Origin of the sequence: Pseudorhodoferax sp. Leaf274, assembly GCF_001422445.1 — a bacterium.
Taxonomy (GTDB): Bacteria; Pseudomonadota; Gammaproteobacteria; order Burkholderiales; family Burkholderiaceae_C; genus Pseudorhodoferax.
Genome location: NZ_LMNA01000001.1, coordinates 1,059,194 through 1,081,847 on the forward strand (window position 1 = coordinate 1,059,194; position 22,654 = coordinate 1,081,847).

Annotated in this window: 19 protein-coding genes; 7 read left to right on the forward strand and 12 right to left on the reverse strand. The window is 71.3% G+C overall.

Features of this window, described 5'->3' with window-relative positions:
• Positions 1–8: 8 nt before the first annotated feature.
• The 3 genes from ASF44_RS04800 to ASF44_RS04810 form a co-directional block, all read right to left on the reverse strand.
• Positions 9–2,183, reverse strand: coding sequence for an efflux RND transporter periplasmic adaptor subunit (locus tag ASF44_RS04800; protein WP_056897968.1), 2,175 nt, complete (start codon positions 2,181–2,183; stop codon positions 9–11).
• Between the two features lie 19 nt (positions 2,184–2,202).
• Entirely contained in the window at positions 2,203–4,110 is a 1,908-nt protein-coding gene (locus ASF44_RS04805) for an HlyD family efflux transporter periplasmic adaptor subunit (RefSeq protein ID WP_056897969.1), read from the reverse strand.
• A gap of 87 nt (positions 4,111–4,197) precedes the next feature.
• Positions 4,198–4,857, reverse strand: coding sequence for a PEP-CTERM sorting domain-containing protein (locus ASF44_RS04810; protein WP_056897970.1), 660 nt, complete (start codon positions 4,855–4,857; stop codon positions 4,198–4,200).
• A gap of 219 nt (positions 4,858–5,076) precedes the next feature.
• Between ASF44_RS04810 and ASF44_RS04815 the strand changes: the two genes are divergently transcribed.
• The 3 genes from ASF44_RS04815 to ASF44_RS04825 all read left to right on the forward strand — a co-directional run bounded on the left by ASF44_RS04815 (position 5,077) and on the right by ASF44_RS04825 (position 8,486).
• Positions 5,077–6,273, forward strand: a complete 1,197-nt coding sequence (locus ASF44_RS04815; RefSeq protein WP_056897971.1) for a M20 aminoacylase family protein — start codon at positions 5,077–5,079, stop codon at positions 6,271–6,273.
• 103 nt (positions 6,274–6,376) lie between these two features.
• Positions 6,377–7,465, forward strand: a complete 1,089-nt coding sequence (locus ASF44_RS04820; protein ID WP_056897972.1) for a M14 family metallopeptidase — start codon at positions 6,377–6,379, stop codon at positions 7,463–7,465.
• Positions 7,466–7,532: 67 nt separating this feature from the next.
• Positions 7,533–8,486, forward strand: coding sequence for a LysR family transcriptional regulator (locus ASF44_RS04825; protein ID WP_056897973.1), 954 nt, complete (start codon positions 7,533–7,535; stop codon positions 8,484–8,486).
• Positions 8,487–8,500: 14 nt separating this feature from the next.
• Here the strand turns inward: ASF44_RS04825 and ASF44_RS04830 are convergent, their stop codons facing one another.
• The 5 genes from ASF44_RS04830 to ASF44_RS04850 all read right to left on the reverse strand — a co-directional run bounded on the left by ASF44_RS04830 (position 8,501) and on the right by ASF44_RS04850 (position 14,494).
• On the reverse strand, positions 8,501–9,265 hold the full coding sequence (locus tag ASF44_RS04830; protein ID WP_056897974.1) for a type III pantothenate kinase: 765 nt from the start codon (positions 9,263–9,265) through the stop codon (positions 8,501–8,503).
• Positions 9,266–9,325: 60 nt separating this feature from the next.
• Positions 9,326–10,753, reverse strand: a complete 1,428-nt coding sequence (locus tag ASF44_RS04835) for an amidase (RefSeq protein WP_056897975.1) — start codon at positions 10,751–10,753, stop codon at positions 9,326–9,328.
• Between the two features lie 28 nt (positions 10,754–10,781).
• Positions 10,782–11,768 (reverse strand): AEC family transporter, encoded by a 987-nt coding sequence (locus ASF44_RS04840; protein WP_056897976.1) that lies wholly within the window; start codon positions 11,766–11,768, stop codon positions 10,782–10,784.
• Positions 11,769–11,799: 31 nt separating this feature from the next.
• The gene (locus tag ASF44_RS04845; RefSeq protein WP_056897977.1) at positions 11,800–12,795 is read right to left on the reverse strand and encodes a tripartite tricarboxylate transporter substrate binding protein; all 996 of its coding nucleotides are present in this window, start codon (positions 12,793–12,795) and stop codon (positions 11,800–11,802) included.
• A gap of 127 nt (positions 12,796–12,922) precedes the next feature.
• A complete protein-coding gene (locus ASF44_RS04850) occupies positions 12,923–14,494 on the reverse strand; it encodes a methyl-accepting chemotaxis protein (protein ID WP_056897978.1) in 1,572 nt (523 codons plus the stop codon).
• Between the two features lie 190 nt (positions 14,495–14,684).
• On the opposite strand from ASF44_RS04850, the gene ASF44_RS04855 reads away from it, so the two are divergent.
• The 3 genes from ASF44_RS04855 to ASF44_RS04865 all read left to right on the forward strand — a co-directional run bounded on the left by ASF44_RS04855 (position 14,685) and on the right by ASF44_RS04865 (position 18,486).
• Positions 14,685–16,754 (forward strand): ATP-dependent helicase, encoded by a 2,070-nt coding sequence (locus ASF44_RS04855; protein WP_056897979.1) that lies wholly within the window; start codon positions 14,685–14,687, stop codon positions 16,752–16,754.
• Complete coding sequence (locus ASF44_RS04860) at positions 16,751–17,185, forward strand: hypothetical protein (RefSeq protein WP_156374346.1); 435 nt, start codon at positions 16,751–16,753, stop codon at positions 17,183–17,185. Before ASF44_RS04855 ends, ASF44_RS04860 begins: the two co-directional genes overlap by 4 nt.
• 80 nt (positions 17,186–17,265) lie before the next feature.
• Entirely contained in the window at positions 17,266–18,486 is a 1,221-nt protein-coding gene (locus tag ASF44_RS04865; protein ID WP_056897981.1) for a phospholipase A, read from the forward strand.
• Here ASF44_RS04865 and ASF44_RS04870 read toward each other — a convergent pair.
• The 4 genes from ASF44_RS04870 to ASF44_RS04885 form a co-directional block, all read right to left on the reverse strand.
• Positions 18,455–18,919 (reverse strand): hypothetical protein, encoded by a 465-nt coding sequence (locus tag ASF44_RS04870; RefSeq protein WP_156374347.1) that lies wholly within the window; start codon positions 18,917–18,919, stop codon positions 18,455–18,457. The genes ASF44_RS04865 and ASF44_RS04870 overlap by 32 nt on opposite strands.
• Positions 18,916–20,238 carry a hemolysin family protein gene (locus tag ASF44_RS04875; RefSeq protein WP_056897983.1) on the reverse strand — a complete coding sequence of 441 codons (1,323 nt, stop codon included), beginning with the start codon at positions 20,236–20,238 and terminating at the stop codon, positions 18,916–18,918. The genes ASF44_RS04870 and ASF44_RS04875 overlap by 4 nt, the downstream gene beginning before the upstream one ends.
• A gap of 117 nt (positions 20,239–20,355) precedes the next feature.
• Positions 20,356–20,682: a hypothetical protein gene (locus ASF44_RS04880; RefSeq protein ID WP_156374348.1), complete on the reverse strand. Its 327-nt coding sequence runs from the start codon at positions 20,680–20,682 to the stop codon at positions 20,356–20,358.
• A 50-nt stretch (positions 20,683–20,732) separates the two neighbouring features.
• Positions 20,733–21,107 carry a hypothetical protein gene (locus ASF44_RS04885; protein WP_056897985.1) on the reverse strand — a complete coding sequence of 125 codons (375 nt, stop codon included), beginning with the start codon at positions 21,105–21,107 and terminating at the stop codon, positions 20,733–20,735.
• A 139-nt stretch (positions 21,108–21,246) separates the two neighbouring features.
• Here ASF44_RS04885 and dbpA point away from each other — a divergent pair, with 139 nt between their 5' ends.
• The gene (gene dbpA / locus ASF44_RS04890) at positions 21,247–22,644 is read left to right on the forward strand and encodes an ATP-dependent RNA helicase DbpA (protein ID WP_056897986.1); all 1,398 of its coding nucleotides are present in this window, start codon (positions 21,247–21,249) and stop codon (positions 22,642–22,644) included.
• Positions 22,645–22,654 lie beyond the last annotated feature (10 nt).

Sequence of the window (22,654 nt, forward strand, 5' to 3'; positions counted from 1 at the left end):
TGCCGGCCCTACAGCGTGAGCTTGGACAGCAGCAGCTGGCGCAGCCGGCGCCAGCCCTGCAGGCCCAGGGGTTCGTCGTCGAGCACGAAGCGCACGTGGGCGCGTTCGCCGATGCGCGCGGTGGCGACCGTCCCGGGCAGTGCCAGGTCGAACTGGAACACGCGGTTGAGTGCGCGCGGTTCCTCGCCCTGGCGCGGGTCGACCGCCACGGTGCCGCCATGCTCCAGCGCCAGGGCCAGCGAGGGCAGGCTGTTGTCGCCGCCGGGCACCTCGCGCACCAGCTGCGCGGGCACGGTCTGGCCCAGGTCGCCAGCCAGCCGCACCTGGATGCGTTCGGGGCCGGCGCGCACGCCGTCGATGTCGTCCTGCGTGACCACCACGCGCACGGTGGGCGCGTCGCCGGTGCGCAGGTGGCCCACGTTCTCGCCCTTGCGCAGCCAGCGGCCGGGCAGGTCGGCGGCCAGCGGCAGTGCCAGCACGCCGTCGCGCTGGGCCACCACGCGCAGGCCGGCCTGCTTGCGCAGCGCGTGGGCGTGTTCGTCCTCGGCCTGGTGCAGCGCCGCGGTGGCCACGGCCAGTTCCACGCGCGCACCGGCCACGTCCACGCGCGTGCGGGTGGCGGCCAGCGCGGCCTGCCAGCGCGCATGCGCCTGGTGCTCGCGCGCCTGGGCGGTCTGCAGGTCGCGCTCGAGCTGGTCGTTGGCCAGCGCCAGCACCAGCGCGCCTTCGCCCACGGGCTGGCCCGGCGCGCCGCGCACCGCGGCGACGAAGCCCGATTCCTCGGCCCGCAGCTGCGCCGATTCGGCCGGCCAGACCACGCCCTGGGCGTAGCTGCTGTGCGGTGCCGGAATGACGAGCAGGCCCAGCGCCAGCACGCCGGCGAAGAGCGCGGTCACCAGCGCCGGGCGCAGCCTGCGGCCCACCAGGTCGGTGCCGGCCCACAGCCAGCGCAGGCCCTTGAGCAGCGGCCAGGCGAACTGCGTCAGCATGCCCCAGATGCCGATCGCCAGGCCCAGGTAGAGGTACTGCTGCCCCAGGAAGATGGCGATGCCCAGCGTGATCGACAGCCGGTAGCCCAGCGACAGCGGCGCGTACGCGGCCAGCCACTTGCCTTCGCCGTCCGTCGTCTCGGGCCGGCGCGCCTGCTCCAGCCCGAAGGCGTAGCGCTTGATGAGCCAGATCCAGAACGCGTTGCTGCGCTGCGCCAGGTTGGGCACCTCGATGGCATCGCACAGCACGAAGTAGCCGTCGAAGCGCAGCAGCGGGTTGCCGTTGAACAGCAGCGTGGACAGCCCGCCCAGCACCATCACGCTGAAGGCCAGCGAGCGCACTAGGCCGGGCTCGACCGCCAGCCAGATCCACAGCGCCAGCGCGGCCAGGAACAGCTCGGCCAGCATGCCGATGCCGGCCACCAGCGCGCGCTGGCTGCGCCGTGGGAAGGCCGCGCTGCCCGAGGCGTCGACATAGGGCACGGGCGCGAACACCAGGAACATCAGGCCCATGTCGTGCACTTCGGCGCCATGGCGGCGCGCGGCGTAGGCGTGCGACATCTCGTGGATGAACTTCACGCCAGGGTAGACCACGGCCATGGTCAGCAGGCTGGTGGCCGACAGCAGCGTGTCCGACGCATTGCCGGCGATCTCGCCCCAGTTCTGCCAGGCCAGCACGCCGGCGGGCAGCACCACGGCCAGCCATAGCAGGGCGCCCAGCGGGCCGAGCAGCCAGGCGACAAAGGGCAGCGTGCGCAGCAGGAAGCGGTCCGGGTCCCACAGCCGAAAGCGCAGCGCCATCGGGTTCTTGAGGTTGCGTAGCCACTGCTGGCGCCGCTGGCGGTCGCGCCGGCGCAGCTGGTCGTCCATGTCGGGCATGGTGTCGGAGGCCAGCGCATCGGCCTCGTGCAGCTGCGACAGCAGCTGGATCAGCTCGTCCTGCGGCGGTGCCTTCTCGCCCAGGGTGTCGACGGCGGCCTGCCACAGGTCCTGCACGCTGCGGCGCCCGTCCATGCGCGAGACCACGAACCAGGCCTCGGGCGTGAGCCGGTGGGTGCGCTGGTTGAGCGGGTCGAACAGCACGTACCAGGGCGTGCCGCGGATGGTCTGGCGCTGGGCCCGCAGCTCGGGCGCCAGGCGCGGCCGCACGGCGGACACGCGGTACCAATGCGCGGACTGGAATTCCTGGCCCATGGCGCCGTGCCTCGCGTGTTCAGGGCAGGTAGCGCCACAGCGTGACGCGCACCCAGTCCACCAGCCGCCGCGTGGCGATCCACAGCAGCGTGCGCTCGCCCGCCTCGATCTTGCCCACGCCTTCCATGCCGGGCCGCAGGCGCTCGGGCGTACCGACCAGGTCGGCCTCGACGCGGAACAGGTTGGCGCCTTCCTCGGCCGTGGCCACCGAGATCTGGCGCACCACGAAGGGCAGGCGTTCGGCGGCCATGCCCGACAGCACCACCGCGCCGTGCTGGCCGGGTGCCACGTCGCGCACGTCGCGCTCGTCGACCTTGAGCACCACGCGGTAGCCGGTCAGCGGCGCGAGCGTGAACAGCGTCTTGCCCTGCTCGATGGGGCTGCCGATGGCCTGCGACCAGTCGCCGGCCACGAGCACGCCGTCGAACGGCGCCTCCACGCGCGTGCGCTGCATGCGCTGCGTGACCTGTTCCAGCTTGGCCTGCGTCTCGCCGACCTGGGCCGAGACCACGGCCGATTCGGCCCGGTTGTGGGCGGCCATGGCCTCGGCGAGCTTTTGCTCCTGCTGCGCGAGTTCGGCGCGCAGGCGGGCCTGCTCGATGGCCAGGTCGCGGTCGTCCAGGCGGGCCAGCAGCTCGCCGCGCGCCACGCGCTGGCCGGCCCGCACGGGTGCCTCGGCCACGAAGCCTTCGAACGGCGCGGCCATCACGCGCTGCACCTCGCCTTCGAGCACGGCACGGGCCGGCACGCGGTAGGCCGTGGGCACCAGCGCCACCGCCGCCAGCGCCAACAGCAGCAGCGTGCCGCCGACGGCGAAGGCCGGGCGGCGCGGGTCGCGCAGCGCGGTCCAGCCCTGGCGCAGCTGGGCCGGCACGGCGCCCGAGAACCAGCGCGAGGCATCCTGCAGGCGCGCCAGCAGCGGCGCCAGCACCACGGCGATGCCCTCGATCTGGGCCATGAAGGCCGGCGTGACCTGCGCGGCCGGCAGGTGCCAGACCACGGCGCCGACCGCGCGCGCGCCGGCCACGATGGGCACGGTCAGCACGCCGCCGGGCGCATCGTCGGGGCCGGGCATGGCGGCGGCCACGTCGTGCTGGGCGCGGTCCACGCGCTGCGGATCGCCGTGCACAGGCGGCCAGGAGAGGCTGCAGCGCTGCTCCACGGCCTCGGCCATGGCGCGCTCGATGGCGGCGGCCTGCTGGCTCTTGCGGTCGAACCAGGCCGCGTGCGAGAGCGCCACCAGGCGCAGCCTGCCGCCCGGCGCCACCAGGCCGATGGCCACGCGCAGGCCGCCGACGGCACGGGCCAGCTCGGCGGCCACGGCCAGGCAGGCGTCGTCCACCTGGTCGTACTGGGCGATCAGGGCCACCAGGTCGAGACCGGAGCGCGCGCGCTGCAGCGCGGCCTGCTCGGCCTCGCGGCCACGGCTGCGCGACAGCGCGTCGAGCCAGCCGGCGCCCCATTGCAGGTCGGTCACGGCGCGGGCCACGTCGGCCTCGCCGCCACGGCGCGTCATGAACACCAGCGCGCCGATCAGGCGCTGGGCGCTGAACAGCGGCGAGGCCACCACCACCTGGTCCCGGGGCGGCTGCACCCGCTTGATGGCCGCGGCGGCGGGCTCGGCCGGCGGCGGCAGCGGCAGCACCACGTCGCGCCGGCTGTCGACGCAGGCCTGGGCGGCCTGGGCGTAGGGGCCGACATCGGCGATCTGGTCGGGCCACATGGCACCGGGCACCAGCACGCCGGCCTCGTCTTCCACCAGCAGCAGCGCACCGTCGACCTGCGGCAGGCGCGCCACGGCCAGGGCCAGCCACTGGCGCAGGAAGGCACGCGCGTCGGAGGCGTCACCGAGCATGCGGTGCGTCGCCTCGTTGGCCGCGCCGGACGCGGCCGCGGTGGTGCTTGTCGAAGGCGCAGCAAGGCCCATCGTGCTTCCTCTGGCAGGAGACGAACATGCCGCAGCACGTCAGGGGCACGCATGCCGCCGACGGTCACGACCCGGATGGAGGGGGATTCAGGTGGTGGCGGTGCCGCCGGCGCGCCGGCGGCGGGTGGACCAGCCGCCCACGCCCAGGCCCAGGGCCACCAGCGCGAGGCTGGCCGGCTCGGGCACGGTGTTGGCTTCGGCGGTGACGACGAATCCAGTCGACTCGGCTGGCGCGAAGTCGTAGACGGGCGGGTCGCCGGCCCGCAGCGTGAAGGGCGCGGCCACGATGGCACCCGTGCCGCCGGCACCGGCCTGCACGGTGAAGCTCAGGCTGAAGAGTTCGGTGCGGCCCGTGGGCGCGGCGTAGTCGTTCGAAGGGTCGCCATCGCTGTTGAAGTCGAACAGCAGGAACAGGTCGAAATCGATGAAGGCCAGCGTGCCGCCCAGGCCGGTGGTGGCGCCCGGAGATGCGATGGCCGCAAGGGGATCGTTCACCCCCAGCACGGAACCGCCGAGGACCGGCGCATCGACCAGTGCGGTATCGAACGTCACCCGCACGTTGCCGTAGCAGCCAACGGCATCGCAGAGCGCGCTCGGGTCGTCGTCGACGAAGCGGGCCAGCAATGTCTGGCCCGCGGAGAACGACCCTGTGCCGTCCACCACCACCTTGACGGGCGCCGCCTGCGACAGCGCGCCGATGAACACCATGCCGGCAGCCAGCCAGCGCTTCCAACTGTTCGCAAACATGTGGTTCCTCCTCCTCCCGCTACCCGCTGATCGCGCCGCGGCCAACTTGCAAAAATTTGTTCTTGCGGCGCACTATGTCACACCGCCTCACAAAAACAATCCATCGATTTGCTTAAGTCGCGCTTGTTTTGTGTCGTCTGTTTCATCCCCCTGGAATTCCCCGAGGGAGGGCGTCGACGCTAGACTGGAACGCCCGCCACCCGACATGACGCCAGTCACATGAAGCTCATCGATTCCATCGTCGGCCAGGCTGCCGGCATTGCCGCCATCCGCCGCGACATCCATGCCCATCCCGAACTGTGCTTCGAGGAGGTCCGTACGGCCGACCTCGTGGCCGCCAAGCTCACGGAGTGGGGCATCCCCATCCACCGCGGCCTGGGCACGACCGGCGTGGTCGGCATCGTCAAGAACGGCACGTCCGACCGCGCCATCGGCCTGCGCGCCGACATCGATGCGCTGCCCATGCAGGAGTTCAACACCTTCGCCCACGCCAGCCGGCACCAGGGCAAGATGCACGCCTGCGGCCACGACGGCCACACCGCCATGCTGTTGGCGGCTGCGCAGCACCTGGCGAAGAACCGCCATTTCGACGGCACCGTCTACCTCATCTTCCAGCCGGCCGAAGAAGGCGGCGGCGGCGCGCGCGAGATGATCAAGGACGGCCTGTTCGAGCAGTTCCCCATGGAGGCCGTGTTCGGCATGCACAACTGGCCCGGCCTGCCGGTGGGCAGCTTCGCGGTCAGCGAAGGGCCGGTGATGGCGTCCAGCAACGAGTTCAAGATCACCATCCGCGGCAAGGGCAGCCACGCGGCGCTGCCGCACATGGGCACCGACCCCGTGCCCATCGCCTGCCAGATGGTGCAGGCGTTCCAGACCGTCATCAGCCGCAACAAGAAGCCGGTGGACGCGGGCGTGATCTCGGTCACCATGGTGCACGCCGGCGAGGCCACCAACGTGGTGCCCGACAGCTGCGAGCTGCAGGGCACGGTGCGCACCTTCACGCTGGAGGTGCTCGACCTGATCGAGCAGCGCATGCAGGCCATCGCGCAGAACATCTGCGCGGCCTTCGACGCGCAGTGCGAATTCGAGTTCGTGCGCAACTACCCGCCCACCGTGAACCACCCGGCCGAGACGGCGTTCGCGCGCGAGGTGATGGCCGGCATCGTCGGTGCCGGCAACGTGCGCGTGCAGGAGCCCACGATGGGCGCGGAGGACTTCGCCTACATGCTGCAGGCCCGGCCCGGCGCCTACTGCTTCATCGGCAACGGCGACGGCGCGCACCGCGACATCGGCCATGGCGGCGGCCCCTGCACCATCCACAACCCCAGCTATGACTTCAACGACGAGCTGATTCCGCTGGGCGCGAGCTACTGGGTGCAGCTGGCCGAGCAATGGCTGGCCCGGCCCGCTGCATGAGCGCGCAGGCGCAGGCCCCTGCCTGCGGTGGCCGGCGCGGCGGAGGCGGCCAGGGCGCCGACAGCGCAGAGCCGGCGATGGCATCGCGCTGCAGGGCCGGCCCATGATCGGCATCGCGCAGGCGTTCTCGGCCAGCTACCGCGAAGCGCGCGCCAAGTTCCTGGAGGGGGCGGCCCGCGCCGGCCTGGCCATCGCCTCGCTCGACCACCCGCTGCCTGGCCGCGACGGCGAGACGATGGCGCTGGACACGGCGCGCGACGGCCCGGTCGACGCCGAGCGGCTGCTCGTCGTGACCAGCGCCTGCCATGGTGTCGAAGGCCACTGCGGCAGCGGCGTGCAGGTGTCCGCGCTGCACGACGGTGCGTGGCGCGACAAGGCCCGCGCAGCCGGCGTGGCCGTGCTGTACGTGCATGGCCTGAACCCGTACGGCTTTTCGTGGACGCGCCGCGTGACGCACGAGAACGTGGACCTGAACCGCAACTTCCACGACTTCGCGCAGCCGCTGCCCGCGAACCCCGCCTATGCCGGGGTGCACGGCCTCATGCTGCCGCAGCAATGGCCGCCCACGCCGGCCAACCGCGCGGCCGTGGCGGCCTATGTGGCAAGCCACGGCGCGGCGGCGCTGCAATCGGCCGTGAGCCGCGGCCAGCAAGAGTTCGCCGACGGCATGTTCTTCGGCGGGCAGGCGCCGACCTGGAGCAACCAGGCCTGGCGCACGGTGCTGCGCCGCGAGGCCGGCCGCGCGCGCCGGCTGGCCTGGATCGACGTGCACACGGGCCTGGGGCCTTCGGGCGTCGGCGAGCGCATCTTCGCCTGCCGCGACGATGCCGCCGCGCTGGCGCGCGCGCGTGCCTGGTGGGGCGCGGGCGTCACGTCGATCTACGACGGTTCCTCGACCTCGGCCTTCCTGACCGGCATGGCCTTCAACGCCATCTACGAGGAATGCCCGCAGGCCGAGTACACGGGCCTGGCGCTGGAGTACGGCACGGTGCCCTTCGACGAGGTCATCGAAGCGCTGCGCGGCGACCACTGGCTGCACCTGCACCCCGAGGCGCCGGCCGCGCTGGCCGCACAGATCCGCGCGCGCCTGCTGTCGGCCTTCTACACCGACACCGACGCCTGGAAGGGCCAGGTCGTCAGCCAGGCGCGCCAGGCGATGTTCCAGGCCGTCGACGGCCTGGCGCGGGCTTGAGATGAAACGAAACAAACCGAAACCCGGCTGAGATTCCATGTCGGTTGCTGCGCCGCACCATGCGCCCATGGACCGACTCAAAGCCCTCGAGATCTTCGCCGCTGTCGCCGAGCGCAACAGCTTCACGCGCGCCGCGGCGTCGCTGGACCTGTCCACGCCCGTGGTCACGCGGGCGGTGCAGGAACTGGAACAGAGCCTGGGCCTGCGCCTGCTGCAGCGCTCCACGCGGCGCGTGTCGCTCACGCGCGAGGGCGAGGCCGCGCTGGCGCGGGCGCGCGGCGTGATCGGCGCCTACGCGGCGCTCATGCATAGCAGCCGCCAGCACGGTGCCGAGATGGCGGGCGACATCCGCTTCTCGGCCCCGGCCTCGTTCGGCGCGGCCCGGCTGGCGCCGCTGCTGGCCGGCTTCATGGCGCAGCACCCGCGGGTGCGCATCGACCTGGTGATGGGCGACTGCGCCGACGCCATGGAGGACGGCGGCGTGGATCTGGCGCTGCGCATCGCGCAGGTGCTGCCCGACGACCTGGTGGCACGCCGCATCGGCGAAGTGCCCATGGGCGTGTACGCCGCGCCGGGCTACCTGCGCACGCGCGGGCTGCCGCGCCATCCCGACGAACTGGCGGGCCACGACTGCGTGGTGCACAGCGGCCCGGGCGGCGGCCGGGCCTGGCAGTTCAGCCATCCGGTGACGCAGGAGCGCACCCAGCCGGTGCTGCGCCAGGCGCTGCGCGCCAACCATGTCGAGGCGCTGATGGCCGCGGCGCTGCTGGGCCAGGGGCTGGCGGTGCTGCCGCGCGTGCTGGCCGACCCGGCCGTGGCGCGTGGCGAACTGCAGCCGGTGCTGGCGGCCTGGAACTGCCCGGCGCCGGGCATCTTCCTGGCCTACCGCGAGCGCCAGCACCAGCCGCTGCGCGTGCGCAAGCTGATCGACCATCTGGCCGAGGCCTTCGACAGCGGCGACGTGCCGCTGCTGCAGGCCGGTGCGGCGGTGCAGCGCACGCAAGCTGCGCTGCTGCACTGATCCGACGCCGGGTCTCAGCCGAAGCGGGCCTTGCCCAGCTCCAGCAGGCCGTCGAAGATCAGGTTGTCGACGAGCTCGAACGGCCGCGTCATGTGCGGCGCCATCTTCCAGCCCGCGCCGCCGGTCATGATGCAGGCCGGCTCCTCGCCGGCGTGCTGCTGCAGGTGCTGCACCATGCGTTCGACCGCGCCGGCGATGGCGTAGGTGCCGCCGCTGGTCAGTGCATCGCTGGTGTTGGTTGGAAAGCCGCGCACGTCGCCCGTGGGCACGTGCAGGCCGGCGGTGCCCGATTCCAGCGCGCGCAGCATGATGCCGTGGCCGGGCAGGATCAGGCCGCCCAGGAAGGTGCCTTCGATGTCCACGGCCTCCACCGTCACGGCCGTGCCCACCATCACCACCACCATGGGGCGCGGCCCGTCGCGCCGCAGCACGCGGTGGCGCGCGCCGACCATGGCGACCCAGCGGTCGGTGCCCAGGCGCGTGGGGTGGTCGTAGCCGTTGCGCAGGCCCGCCTCCTCGCTGTTGGAGACGACCCATTGCGGCGCCACGTCCCACAGCTCCATCTGTTCTTCGGCGCGGCGCTTCAGCGCGTCGCCCGCGACCTGGCAGCCCAGCATGTACTGCGGCTCGCTCAGCGCGGACCAGGGGCCGTCGCCGAGCTTGTCGATGTTCTCCAGGAATTCCGCGCCGTGCGCGAGCAGCCGGGCGCCGGGGGCCGGGGCTTCGTACTGCGCCCACTTGAGCCGGGTGTTGCCGATGTCGATCGCGAGAAATGTCATGTGCCGTCCCCTCCCTGCCGCGCGCCGTGCGCGTGCACGGCGCGCATTATCAGCGCTGGTCTACAGCAGCGGGCCCAGGTCCGGGCGAGGGATCGGGTGCATGCTCTCGTAGGCGCGCGCGGCGCGCAGCACCATGGCATCGCCGAACATCGGGCCGACGATCTGCAGGCCGATCGGCAGGCCGTCGCCGGTCAGGCCGCAGGGGATGGCGCAGGCCGGCTGCTGCGTGAGGTTGAACGGGTAGCTGAACGGCGACCAGCCCAGCATGCTCTGCGCGTCCATGGGCCGGTGGCCGGCGGGCAGCGCGTCGAAGGCGGGGATGGAGACGGCCGGCGTCAGCAGCAGGTCGTAGCCGCCCATGAACTGGCGCATGTGCGCGCCCAGCGCCCCGCGGCGCAGGTGCAGGTCCTGCACCTCCAGCGTGGACAGGCGCGCACCCAGCTGCGCCTGGGCCGCGAAGTCCGGGTCGGTCTGGGCCTGCTGCGCGGGCGTGAGGCCGTTCCAGACCTGCCAGGCGCCCAGGAACCACAGGCCCGCGGAGATGTCCAGCGGGTCGGCGAAGCCGGGGTCGACATGCTCGACCAGCGCCCCCATCTCGACGAAGGCCTCGGCCGCGCGCAGCGTGGCCGCCGCCACCTCGGGGTGCACGTCCCGGGCATAGCCCAGCGTGGGCGACCAGGCCACGCGCAGGCCGCGCACGCCGTCGTTCAGGCCGACCAGGTAGTCGCGCGCGTCGAAGGGCAGGGAGGTCCAGTCGCGTGCGTCGGGCTGCTTGATCACGTTCATGACCAGGGCCGCGTCGAGCACGCTCATGGTGTGCGGCCCCAGGTGCGCGACCGTGCCGAACGGCGACAGCGGCCAGGCCGGCACACGGCCGAAACTGGGCTTGAGGCCGAAGGTGCCGCACAGCGCCGCCGGGTTGCGGATGGAGCCCGCGCCATCGGTGCCGATGGCGATCGGCGCCATGCCGGCCGCCACGGCCGCAGCGGCGCCGCCGGAGGAGCCGCCCGTGGTCTTGGCCGGGTTCCAGGGGTTGCGCGTGAGGCCGGTCAGCGGCGAGTTGGTCTCGCACTTGCAGCCGAACTCGGGCGTGGCGGTCTTGCCCACGATCACGGCGCCGGCCGCGCGCAGCCGGGCCGTCACGGGGGCATCCACCTCCCAGGCCTGGTCGGCGGCGATGGTCGCGCTGCCGCGCCGGGTCGGCATGCCCTGGGTGAGGATCAGGTCCTTGATCGACACGGGCACGCCATCCAGCGGGCCGATGGGCGTGCCCTGCTGCCAGCGCTGCGTGCTGGCCCGGGCGGCCTGGGCCGCGCCCTCGGGGTCGATGTGGCAGAAGGCCTTGAGCGTGCCGTCCACGCGGTCCATGCGGCCGAACACGGCGCTGGCCACTTCCAGCGGCGAGGCCTGGCCGGTGCGGTAGAGCTGCACCAGTTCGTGGGCAGTGCAGTCGGCGAGGGCGTATCGGTCGGTACGGTGCGATGGCATCTGGACTCCAGGTGACGCACGGCGGGGATCAGCGCAACAGCGCGACCGCCGCCGAGAAGGTGAAGAAGGCTGCGGCCGTGGACCACAGGATGATGCGCGCGATGCGGCCGTTGTTCGCGCCGAAGCGCTCGGCCAGCAGCGAGACGTTGCTGGCGCTGGGCAGGGCCGCGGCCAGCACCATCGCCGTCAGCGAGAACGGCGTGATCGGCAGGCCCAGCGCCATGGCGCCCATGCCGGCGCCCCACACCAGCAGCGGGTGCGCGAACAGCTTGAGCACCACGACCGGCAGCACCTCGCGCCACGGCACGGGCCGGTGTTCGCGCTGGCCGTGGTCGCTGTCCTGGTCGCGGCTGGCCAGCATCTGCGAGCGCGCCAGCACCGCGCCGATGGTGAACAGGGCCACCGGCGAGGCCGCCGCGGCCAGCAGCGCGACGGTGGCGTCCAGCGGTTGCCACAGCTGCACGCCGAAGGCCTGGCAGGCCATGCCCAGCACGATGGACCAGGGCATGGGGTTGCGCGCCACGCCTTGCAGCGCGCGCGCCAGCGCCTGGCGCGCGCCGGCGGCACCGGCGGCGTCCAGCCGCGACAGCGCCACGCACAGCGAGGTGGTCAACAGCAGGTCGACCACCAGCGTCAGCATCACCGGGCCGGCGGCGCTGGCGCCCAGCAGCGCCACCAGCAGCGGCACCCCCATGAAGCCGCTGTTGGGAAACGCCGCCACCAGCGCGCCGAGGGCGGCATCGTTCCAGCCCAGGCGGCGCCGGTCGGCCGCCACCACGCCCACGACCAGCACCAGCGCACACAGCGTGTAGACGGCCGCCAGCACCGGGTCGAGCAGCAGCGCCAGCGGCGTGCTCGCGCCGAAGCGGTAGAGCATGCAGGGCAGGGCGAAGAACAGCACGAAGCCGTTCAGCCCCGGGATCGCATCGAGCGGCAGCAGGCGCCGCCGCGCTGCCACGTAGCCGGCCAGGATCAGCGCGAAGAAGGGGAAGGTGACGGACAGGATGGCAAGCACGGGGCGCGATTGTCACAGCCCCGTGCCGGCCTCAATCGAGGCGAGCGCCGGAGTCGGCCACCAGCTTTTCCCAGACCGGCAGGTCTTTCTTGTAGACCGCCTCGAAGTCGCGCACGCCGTTGGCCGCGGCCTCGAAGCCCATGCCGGTCACGCGCGTGCGCACGTCCTCCAGCTGGCCGATGGCCTGCATCTCGCGCGCCACCCGTTCGACGATCTCGCGCGGCGTGCCGGCCGGCGCGGCCATGCCGATGAAGCCGACCACGCTGTAGACCTCGTCCGTCATGCCTTGCTCGAGCAGCGTGGGCACGCCCGGCAGCACGCCCATGCGGCGCGTGCCGGTCACGCCGACGATCTTCAGGCGGCCCGTCTCGGCATGGGGCTTGACGCCCATGGCGCTGGCATAGGCCAGTTGCACCTGGCCGCCGATCAGGTCCTGCAGCATGGGCGCCTCGCCCTTGTAGGCCACGTGCACCATCTCGGCCTTCTGCACGCGGCTCATGTGCGCGCCGGCCAGGTGCGCGTGCGAGCCCACGCCATACGAGCCGTACGACACCTTGCCCTTGTGGGCCGCGATGTAGGCCATGAGTTCGGGCCCGGTGTTCACAGGCACGCTGGGGTGCACGGCCAGCGTGATGGGCGCGGCCGCCAGCTGCGAGACCAGGGCCAGTTCCTTGCGCGGGTCGTAGGGCAGCTTGGCGTAGAGGAACTGGTTGGTCAGCATCGAGGTGCTGAGCGAGACCAGCAGCGTGTAGCCATCGGGCGCGGCCTTGGCCACGGTGTCCGTGCCCAGGATGCCGCCGGCACCGGCCTTGTTGTCGATCACCACCGGCTGGCCCAGCCGCGCGGCCAGCTTCTCGCCGAACACGCGGCCGATCACGTCGGTGGCGCCGCCGGCCTGGTAGGGCACGACCACGCGGATCGGCTTGCCTGGATAGGCCTGGGCGTGCACGCTGGGCAGCGCGAGGGCACCGGCGGTGCCGGCGCACCAGGTCAGCAGTTGGCGGCGGTTGAGCGCGGGATGGGGCATGCGGGCGGGTCTCGTGGAGGGGGTTGGAAGAATGGGTCCGCGGCATTCTTCATGCCCCGCCATGCGCCTGCCATCCGGGTTTGCGGGGGCCGCAGTCCCACCGGAGACACCGTGGGTTGCGGGCTGCTCAGGCCGGTGCCGGCAGCTGCAAGGTGCGGTCGGACAGGCGGAACACCGCGACCGCATCGACCAGGTGCTGCGCCTGCTGGCTCAGGCTGGCGGCGGCCGCCGCGCTCTCCTCCACCAGCGCGGCGTTCTGTTGCGTCACATGGTCCATCGTGGTGACCGCGTCCCCGATCTGGGACACGCCGGTGCTCTGCTCGCTGCTGGCGCTGCTGATCTCGCCCATGAGGTCGGTCACGCGCTGGATCGAGGTCACGATCTCCTGCATCGTCGTGCCCGCGCGGTCGACCAGCACGGTGCCTTGCTCCACGCGCTGCACGCTGGCGGAGATCAGGGCCTTGATCTCCTTGGCCGCGTCCGCGGAACGGCCGGCGAGGCTGCGCACCTCGCTGGCCACCACCGCGAAGCCGCGGCCCTGCTCGCCGGCACGCGCAGCCTCGACCGCGGCGTTCAACGCGAGGATGTTGGTCTGGAACGCGATCCCGTCGATCACGCCGATGATGTCGACGATGCGGCGGGAACTCTCGTTGATGCCCTTCATGGTGTCCACGACCTCGCCGACCACGGTGCCGCCCTCCTGCGCGACCGCGCTGGCGCCTTGCGCCAGCTGGTTGGCCCGGCGTGCGTTGTCGGCGTTCTGGCGCACGGTGGCGCTCAGCTGTTCCATCGACGCGGCCGTCGTCTGCAGGGTGCTCGATTGCTCTTCGGTGCGGTGGCTCAGGTCGGCATTGCCCTGCGAGATCTCCACGCTGGCACTGGCCACGCTTTGCGCGCTCTCGCGCACGCCGGACACGACGCGGCTCAGCGCGGTCTGCATGTCGCCCAGAGCCGCCAGCAAGGGCGAGAACTCGTCGCGGTGCGGATCGTGCACGGCCACGCTGAGGTCGCCGTCGCGGACACGCTCGGCCACCGTGCTGGACAACGCGACGCGGCGTTGCAGCACGCGCGAGATGTACCAGGCGAACAGCAGCAGTCCCGCCATGGTGCCCACCACCAGCGCAACCAGCACGTACATGGTCTTGCTGGCGTCGTCGCGGACCGCCGACAGGTCGCTGCGCAGCGCTTCTTCCTGGAAGCGCACCGAGTCGGCCAGGGCGGCGAGCAGCAGGTTGCGGGCGGGAATGGTCTCGTCCACCAGGTAGGCGAAGGCCTCGGCCTTCTGCCCGGCCTGGATCAGCTGCAGGTTCTTCTCGCCGACCTGCCAGAACTTGTCCACCAGCGGCGGAATGGCGGCGAAGCGTGCGCGGCCTTCCGGCGATGTGGCGCGGGCGTAGTCGTCCATCGCCTTGGCCATGGCCTTGCGCTTCTCGCCAATGTCCGTGACCGAGGTGGCCTGCTCCTGTGGCGTGCGGGCCAGGATGGCGTGGCGCAATTGCAACGAAACGCGGGTCACGTTGAGCTCGGTCTGCGCGATCCGCTGCATTTGCGGGACCCGCGTGTCTTCCATGCGCGACGCCGAACCTGCCATTTCTCCCAGCTCCACGCTAGCGAACCAGGCCACCCCGACCAATGCCGCCGCGAGGAGGAACACGACCAGATAGAGGCGGTGGGCGATGCCGAAGGAAGAGCGGTCCATGGCGGAGTCTTGGGATGTGGAGACGCTGGACAATGTATCCATTCGCTTAAATTCTGTGTCGAATTTTTTGATGCATACGTTTGCTGGATGGAAGAATGCTCCGCTGCAAGCGGCCGGTATGATCCGCCCGCCTTGCGGCGCCGGCCGGCCGACAAGCCACCGTTTCCGTCCGCATTCCGTCCCACCGCCCATGTCCGCAGGTCTCAACGTCGCCCAGCAGGAAGCCGTCAACTACATGCACGGGCCTTGCCTCGTGCTGGCGGGCGCGGGCTCTGGCAAGACGCGCGTGATCACGGCCAAGATCGGCCGGCTGATCCAGGCCGGCGTGGCGGCAAAGAGCGTGGCGGCCATCACCTTCACCAACAAGGCCGCGGCCGAGATGCGCGAGCGCGCCAAGGGCCTGATCGGCAAGCCGGCCAAGGACGTGGTGATCTGCACCTTCCACGCGCTGGGCGTGCGCCTCGTGCGCGAGGACGGGCACCGCGTCGGGCTCAAGTCGCAGTTCAGCATCTTGGACAGCGACGACGTGACCTCCATCCTCAAGGACGCCGGCGGCACCACCGACGCCAACACTGCGCGCCAGTGGCAGTGGACCATCAGCAAGTGGAAGAACATGGGCCTGTCGGCCGCGCAGGCCGAAGAGCAGGCGGCGGACGACAACGAGCGCATCACCGCACGCATCATGGCCCGCTACGAAGAGCGGCTCACGGCCTACCAGAGCGTGGACTTCGACGACCTGATCGGCCTGCCGCTGCGCCTGCTGCGCGACCACGCCGAGGTGCGCGAGAAGTGGCAGCGCGTGCTGGGCCACGTGCTGGTCGACGAATACCAGGACACCAACGCCACGCAGTACGAGGTCTTGAAGCTGCTGGTCGGCGAACGCGCGCGCTTCACGGCCGTGGGCGACGACGACCAGTCCATCTACGGCTGGCGCGGCGCCACGCTGGACAACCTGAAGCGCCTGCCGGTCGACTACCCGAACCTCAAGGTCATCAAGCTGGAGCAGAACTACCGCTCCACCAGCGCCATCCTGCGCGCGGCCAACAACGTGATCGGGCCCAACCCCAAGCTGTTTCCCAAGACCCTGTTCTCCGAACTCGGCGAGGGCGAGCCCGTGCGCATCGTCGACGCCGACAGCGAGGAGCACGAGGCCGAGCGCGTGGTGGCGCGCATCCAGTCGCTGCGCGCGAACTCGGTGCACAAGGATTTCCGGCACTTCGCCGTGCTGTACCGCGCCAACCACCAGGCCAAGCCCTTCGAGAAGGCGCTGCGCAAGGCGCAGATCCCGTACAAGGTCTCGGGCGGGCAGAGCTTCTTCGACCGGGCCGAGATCAAGGACCTGTGCTCGTGGTTCCGGCTGTGGATCAACAACAACGACGACCCGGCCTTCCTGCGCGCCGTGACCGTGCCCAAGCGCGGCATCGGCCACCAGACGCTGGGGCAGCTGGGCGTGTACGCCACGCAGTACAAGCTGAGCTTGTTCGAGTCGCTGTTCTCTTCTTCGCTGGCCAGCCTGCTGCCGCGCCGTGGCCACGAGAGCCTGACCGAGTTCGGCCGCTACGTGAACGACCTGGAATACCGCGCGCGCCAGACCCTGGGGGCGGAGGCCGCGCGCGCCTTCATGCTGGAGTGGTTGAAGGAGATCGGCTACGAGCAGCACCTCTACGACAACGAGGAGAGCGAGCAGGCCGCCGCGACGCGCTGGTCCAACGTGATGGACTTCGTCGACTGGATGTCGGGCCGCTGCGGCGGGCAGATCGACGACACGGCCGGTGTCTCCACGCAGGCCGAGGTCAAGTCGCTCATGGAGGTGGCGCAGACCATCTCGCTGCTGTCCACCATGAGCGAGCGCCAGCAGGACCAGGACCTGGTCACGCTGTCCACGCTGCACGCCTCCAAGGGCCTGGAGTGGCCGCACGTGGTGCTGGTGGGCGTCAACGAGGGCATGCTGCCCTTCAAGCTCGACGACGACGATGGCCGCCAGCAGAAGGTCAGCGACGAGACCGCGCAGCGTCTGCAGGAAGAGCGCCGCCTCATGTACGTGGGCATCACGCGGGCCCAGCGCAGCCTGGCCGTGAGCTGGACGCGCAAGCGCAAGAAGGGCCGCGACCTGGTGCCCGCCCAGCCGAGCCGCTTCATCGCCGAGATGGGACTGGACAAGACCACCGCCAAGGAAGACCCGCGCGAGAAGCTGCGCGCGTTGCGCGCGGAGTTCGCGGCCAAGAAGGCGGCGGGAGCCACGCCGGAGAAGAGCGCGTGAGGGCCATCGTGGCAGCTTGCCTGGGCTTGCTGCTGGCCGGTGGCCCGGCCCATGGACAGGCCCCGGACGCCACGCCGGCCTGCCCGGCACCGCATGAGATGCGCGCGCTGAACCTCTACGGCGCCTGGCGCGCGCAATGGCAGGGCAGCGACGCGCCTGCCGCGGCGCTGCAACTGGAGCGCCACCCCGAGCTCGGCGACAGCGTGCGCGGACGCGTCGAGCGCGATGGCATCACGGCGCTGCTGGCCGGCGACGTGGACGACGGCGACCTCACGCTGGAGGAGTCGCGCGACGGCAAGCGCATCTCGGCCACCTGGATCGGCCATGTCGTGCCCGAGTCCTGCGGCAAGGAGATCCGCGGCACGTGGAACGATGCCGACTCCGGCGCCAAGCGCGATTTCATCCTGCGCCGCCAGTCGGGCTGGCAATAGTGGCCGGCAGTCACGGATCGCAGTGGCGGCGCGCAACACCGATCGGCAACAGCACCCTTTTTTCACACCAAGGATCTTCCATGCCCAGTCTTCTCCCTGCGCGACGACCCTCGCCCTATGCCGCCCTGCTGCTGAGCCTGGGCGCGCTGCCCGCTGCCCAGGCCCAGACCGCGTCGGCGCCGACCGGCCCGGTGGCGAGCTGGCAGACCTGCGCGGCCCAGGCCGGCAACGATGCCGCGCGCCTGCGCTGCTTCGACCAATGGGCGCGCCAGCAGCAGGCCGAGGCGGCCGCCATCAACCAGAAGGCTGCGGCCAACGAGCCCAAGGCGGGGCCCACGATCAACAAGCCCGAAAGCACGGGCGCCACGGCGACGACGGCCGTGGCCGGCGGCGCGGTGCCGGCGGCGGCGCCCGAGGCGCCCGTCGTGCCGCGCTGCCACGACACGCGCTTCTCCACGCTGTCGCGCATCTGGGAGTTGGAGTCCGGCACCGACTGCGGCGAGTTCAGCCTGCGCGGCTACCGGCCCATCACGCTGTCGCTGGCGCAGTCCAGCAGCGTCAACCGCACACCCGGCACGCCCAACCCCGAGAACCAGTCCACCGAGGTGGAGGAATACCGCCGCACCGAGGCGCGCATCCAGCTGTCGGTGCGCACCAAGGTGGCCCAGGGCCTGCTGACGCCGCGCGAGGGCAGCGCGGTCGACTCGCTGTGGTTCGCCTACTCGCAGCAGTCGTTCTGGCAGGTGTTCACGCCGCAGCTGTCGCGCCCGTTCCGCGCCACCGACCACGAGCCCGAGCTCATCTACGCGTATCCCAGCTACGCAGAGTTCGGCAGCTGGCGCCTGCGCTACACCGGCCTGGGCCTGGTGCACCAGTCCAACGGCCAGAGCCTGCCGCTGTCGCGCAGCTGGAACCGCGCCTACCTGATGGCCGGCCTGGAAAGCAAGGACGAGCGCTTCCGGCTGACGGGCCGCATCTGGCACCGTTTCCACGAGAAGGTGGAGAGCGACGACAACCCGGACATCACCGACTACATCGGCCGGGCCGAGCTGACGGGCGGCTGGACGCTGTCGAGCCGCGACAACCTGTCGCTGACGGTGCGCCACGCGCTCAAGTCCAACGGCAAGGGCTCGGCGCGCTTCGAGTGGTTCCATGCGCTGGGCCCGCAGGGCGAGGGCGGCTGGCTGCGCAGCGGCCTGCGCCTGCACACCCAGATCTTCCATGGCTACGGCGACAGCCTGATCGACTACAACGTGCGCAAGACCGTGTTCAGCGTGGGTCTGAGCCTGATGGACTTCTGAGCGCAGCGTCGGCCTCGGCGCAGCGGCGCTGCAGCTGCTGCAGCAGCGAGCGCGTCTGCACCCAGTCGACCCAGCGGCCGCCCTGCTGGATGACGGCGGGCGCGTCCTCGCCACGCACCTGGCCGCGCGCATAGACCAGCACCTCGTGGTCGGGGGCGTCCTCGTCGGTCAGCCGCGTGGTGATCTCGGCGCCGTCCAGCGGCACGCGCTGGGGCTCGTCGTCATCGGCCCGCACCTCCAGCACGCACGCCGGCTGCAGCGCATGGCGGTAGCGTGCACGCAGGTGCGACCGGGCGCCGACCTGGTCGAGCGTCTGCAGCAGCTGCGGCACGCTCATCGCCGATTCGTCGAGCAGGGTGGCGTCTTCCGTCGTGTAGGCGTCGCAGCCGGCCAGCATCCATGCGGTGGCCAGCACCGCCAGGCCTGGCCTCAAGCGTGGGTCTCCTCGTTGCCGTCCGGCTCGACCAGCTCGGGCAGGCGCTGGGCCAGCACCTTGTCGATGGTGCGGCCGTCCATGTCGACGATCTCCAGCTTCCAGCCTTCCCATTCGGCCGTGTCGGCCACGTTGGGCAGCCGGCCCGACAGCAGCATCAGCATGCCGGCCAGCGTGTGGTAGCGGCCGCGTTCCTCCTCCGGCACGCTGTCCAGCTTCAGCCGGTCCTTCAGCTCGGGCACGGGGATGTGGCCGTCCAGCAGCCAGCTGCCGTCCTCGCGCTGCACGGCCCAGGAGGTCTGCGGGTCGCGCGGCTGGAATTCGCCGGTGATGGCCTCGATCAGGTCCTGCAGCGTGACGATGCCCTGCACCTCGCCGTATTCGTCGATCACGAAGGCCATCTGCATGTCGCTGGAGCGGAAGTTGTCCAGCAGCTCCATGCCGGTCAGCGTCTCGGGCACGTACAGCGGCTGCGTCAGGGTCTGGGTCGACAGGTCGCGCTGGTCCTCGCGCAGCGCACGCGACAGCCATTGCCGCGCGTTCAGGATGCCCAGCACGTTGTCGAGCCCGCCGCGCACCACGGGGAAGCGCGCGTGGTCGCTCTCCTCGATGCGCCGCAGGTTTTCCTCGAAGGGCAGGTCGGCATCCAGCGTCACCACGTCGCTGCGCGGCACCATCAGCGAGACGATCTGGCGGTCGTCCAGGCGGAACACGTTGCGCACCATGTCGTGCTCATGCGACTCGATCACGCCGGCGGTCGTGCCCTCGGCCAGCATGGCGTGGATCTCTTCGGCCGTGATGGGGTTGGGGTTGCCGTCCTTCACGCCCAGCACGCGCAGCAGGAAGTGCGTGGAAATCGTCAGCAGCTTGACGAAGGGCTTGGTGGCGGTGGCCAGCCAGTCGATCGGCCGCGCCACCAGGCGGGCCAGGGTTTCCGGATGCGTCTGGCCCAGGCGCTTGGGCACCAGTTCGCCGGCGACGATGGAGACGTAGGTGATCAGCACCACCACCAGCGCGGTGGCGGCGTAGCCGCTGGACGCGGCCGGCACGCCGACCTCGTTCAGCCAGTCGGCCAGCGGTGCGGCCAGCGCGGCCTCGCCGACGATGCCGTTCAGCACGCCGATGGAGGTGATGCCGATCTGGATGGTCGACAGGAAGCGCGTCGGGTCTTCGCCGAGCTTGATGGCAGCGCCGGCCGCCAGGTCGCCTTCATCGACCAGCTTCTGCAGGCGCGCGCGGCGCGCCGTGACGAGCGCGATTTCCGACATCGCGAACAGGCCGTTGAGCAGGACCAAGGCCAGTAAAACAAATATTTCCACAGGGCACCCAAAGGGTAAGAAAAGAGGTTGGCGCCGCCGCGCAGGCAGCGGGCTTGGCCAGGTTGGCCGGTGTGTTCAGTGCAGGTGGCGCCGCGGTGCGGGGGCTGGCCGCGCGCCCTATCCGCGTGCGATCGGCGGGCGCTGCAGGCGTGCCAGGTGGGGCGCCAGCCAGCCGCTGGGGCGTGGCGCGTCCGGCCGCACGCCAATGCCCGCGGCCGCATGGGACTCGCCCGGCCCCAGCAGGCCGAGCAGGTCGGCCAGCAGCTGGAACGGCAGGTTGTCGAGGTGGTGGTCGTCGAGGGAGCCGCCGGAGGCGTCCAGCGGGCCGGCCTGGAACTGTTCGGTGAGGGCATCGGAGCAGACTTCGGCGGCCTGCTCCTGGGCCGACAGTCCCATCCATGCCATGACCAGGGCAAGGAAGATGGCAAGGGCCCGGGAACGCATGGTGGCCCGGATTTTACGGGCCCGGCCTGAGGCGGCCCCGCGGGGCCGCCTCAGGCCCGGGCGCGGGCGCTGCTGAACTTGCCGTGCGGCAGGCTGGCCAGGCGCGAGAACATGCGCCGGCAATAGCCCGCGACCGACAGGCACTTGTTGATCTCGTCCACGGGCAGCGGGCCGGAGACGACCACGATGTCGTTGGCGCTGTCCTGCGCGCCCGCTGCGCGCAGGCGGCGCCGCGCGCCATTGGCCCAGGAGTGGATGCGGGCGGGGTTGCCGTGCTCGTGCAGGTGCCCGGTGCTGGCATCGAACGCGATGGCCACGGTGTCGGTCTTGAGCTTCAGCCGGTGTTCGCCCGTGGCCAGGCTGGGCGGCGTGGCCAGGTCGTACAGGTAGTAGCTGCCGGCTTTCAACTGGTACTGCAGATCCATACGGTGTCCTTTTCGGGGGCATTCTGGTGGGCGTTCAAGCCAGCCAAACGCCGGTGCAACAGCGGGAATCGGTGCCAGTTCGCGATTTTGCGCCGCAATCTGCGCATTTCTTGGCTTGACCAGCGCGGACAATCGGCCGATGTCTGAATCCAATACCGCGGACCTCGCGTTCGCACGGCTCCCGCTGGCCCCGGCCACGCTGGAGAACCTGGCCAGCCTCGGCTTCACGCAGATGACGCCGATCCAGGCCGCCAGCCTGCCGCTGGCACTGGCCGGCCGCGACCTGATCGCCCAGGCCGAGACCGGCAGCGGCAAGACCGCTGCCTTCGGCCTGGCCTTGCTGGCGGGCCTGAACCCGCGCTTCTTCGGCGTGCAGGCCCTGGTGCTGTGCCCCACGCGCGAGCTGGCCGACCAGGTGGCGCAGGAGCTGCGACGGCTGGCACGCGCGCAGGACAACATCAAGACCGTGGTGCTGTGCGGCGGCGTGCCGCTGCGCAACCAGACCGCCAGCCTGGAGCACGGCGCCCACATCGTGGTCGGCACGCCCGGCCGCGTGCTCGACCACCTGGAACGCGGCCACCTGGTGCTGGACGGGCTGCGCACGCTGGTGCTCGACGAGGCCGACCGCATGCTGGACATGGGCTTCATGGACGACATCGCCGCCGTGGCGCGGCGTTGTCCGGCCGACCGCCAGACGCTGCTCTTCTCGGCCACCTACCCCGACGGCATCGCCAGCCTGGCGCGCCAGTTCCTGCGCGAGCCACAGCGCATCACGGTCGAGAAGAAGCAGGATGTGAGCCACATCGCGCAGCACTGGTACGAGGTGGAGGAGGGCGCGCGGCTCGATGCCGTGGTGCGCCTGCTGCGCCACCACCGGCCCGACAACGCGCTGGCCTTTTGCAACACCAAGCAGCAGTGCCGCGACCTGCTGGCGGTGCTGCGCGGCCATGGCTTCGCGGCGCTGGCGCTGTATGGCGAGCTCGAGCAGGTCGAGCGCGACCAGGTGCTGGTGCGCTTCGCCAACCGCAGCGCCAGCGTGCTGGTGGCCACCGACGTGGCCGCGCGCGGGCTGGACATCGCGCGGCTGGGCGCCGTCATCAACGTGGAGGTGACGCCCGACCCCGAGGTGCACGTGCACCGCATCGGCCGCACCGGCCGCGCCGGCGAGAAGGGCCTGGCCTTGAACCTGGCCAGCATGGACGAGATGGGCCGCGTGGGCCGCATCGAGCAGCTGCAGGGCCAGCCCACGCGCTTCGAGCCGCTGGCGTCCCTGCGCGATGAGGGCATGCCGCCGCCCCCGCCCATGGCCACGCTGCAGATCCAGGGCGGGCGCAAGGAAAAGATCCGCGCTGGCGACGTGCTGGGCGCGTTGACCGGCGAGGCCGGTTTCACGCGCGAGCAGATCGGCAAGATCGACGTGAACGAGTTCTCCACCTATGTCGCGGTGGCGCGCGGCATCGCGCAGGATGCCGCGAACCGGCTCGACCGCGGCCGCATCAAGGGCAAGAGTGTGCGCGTGCGCCTGCTCGACGATTGAAGGGGCGGCT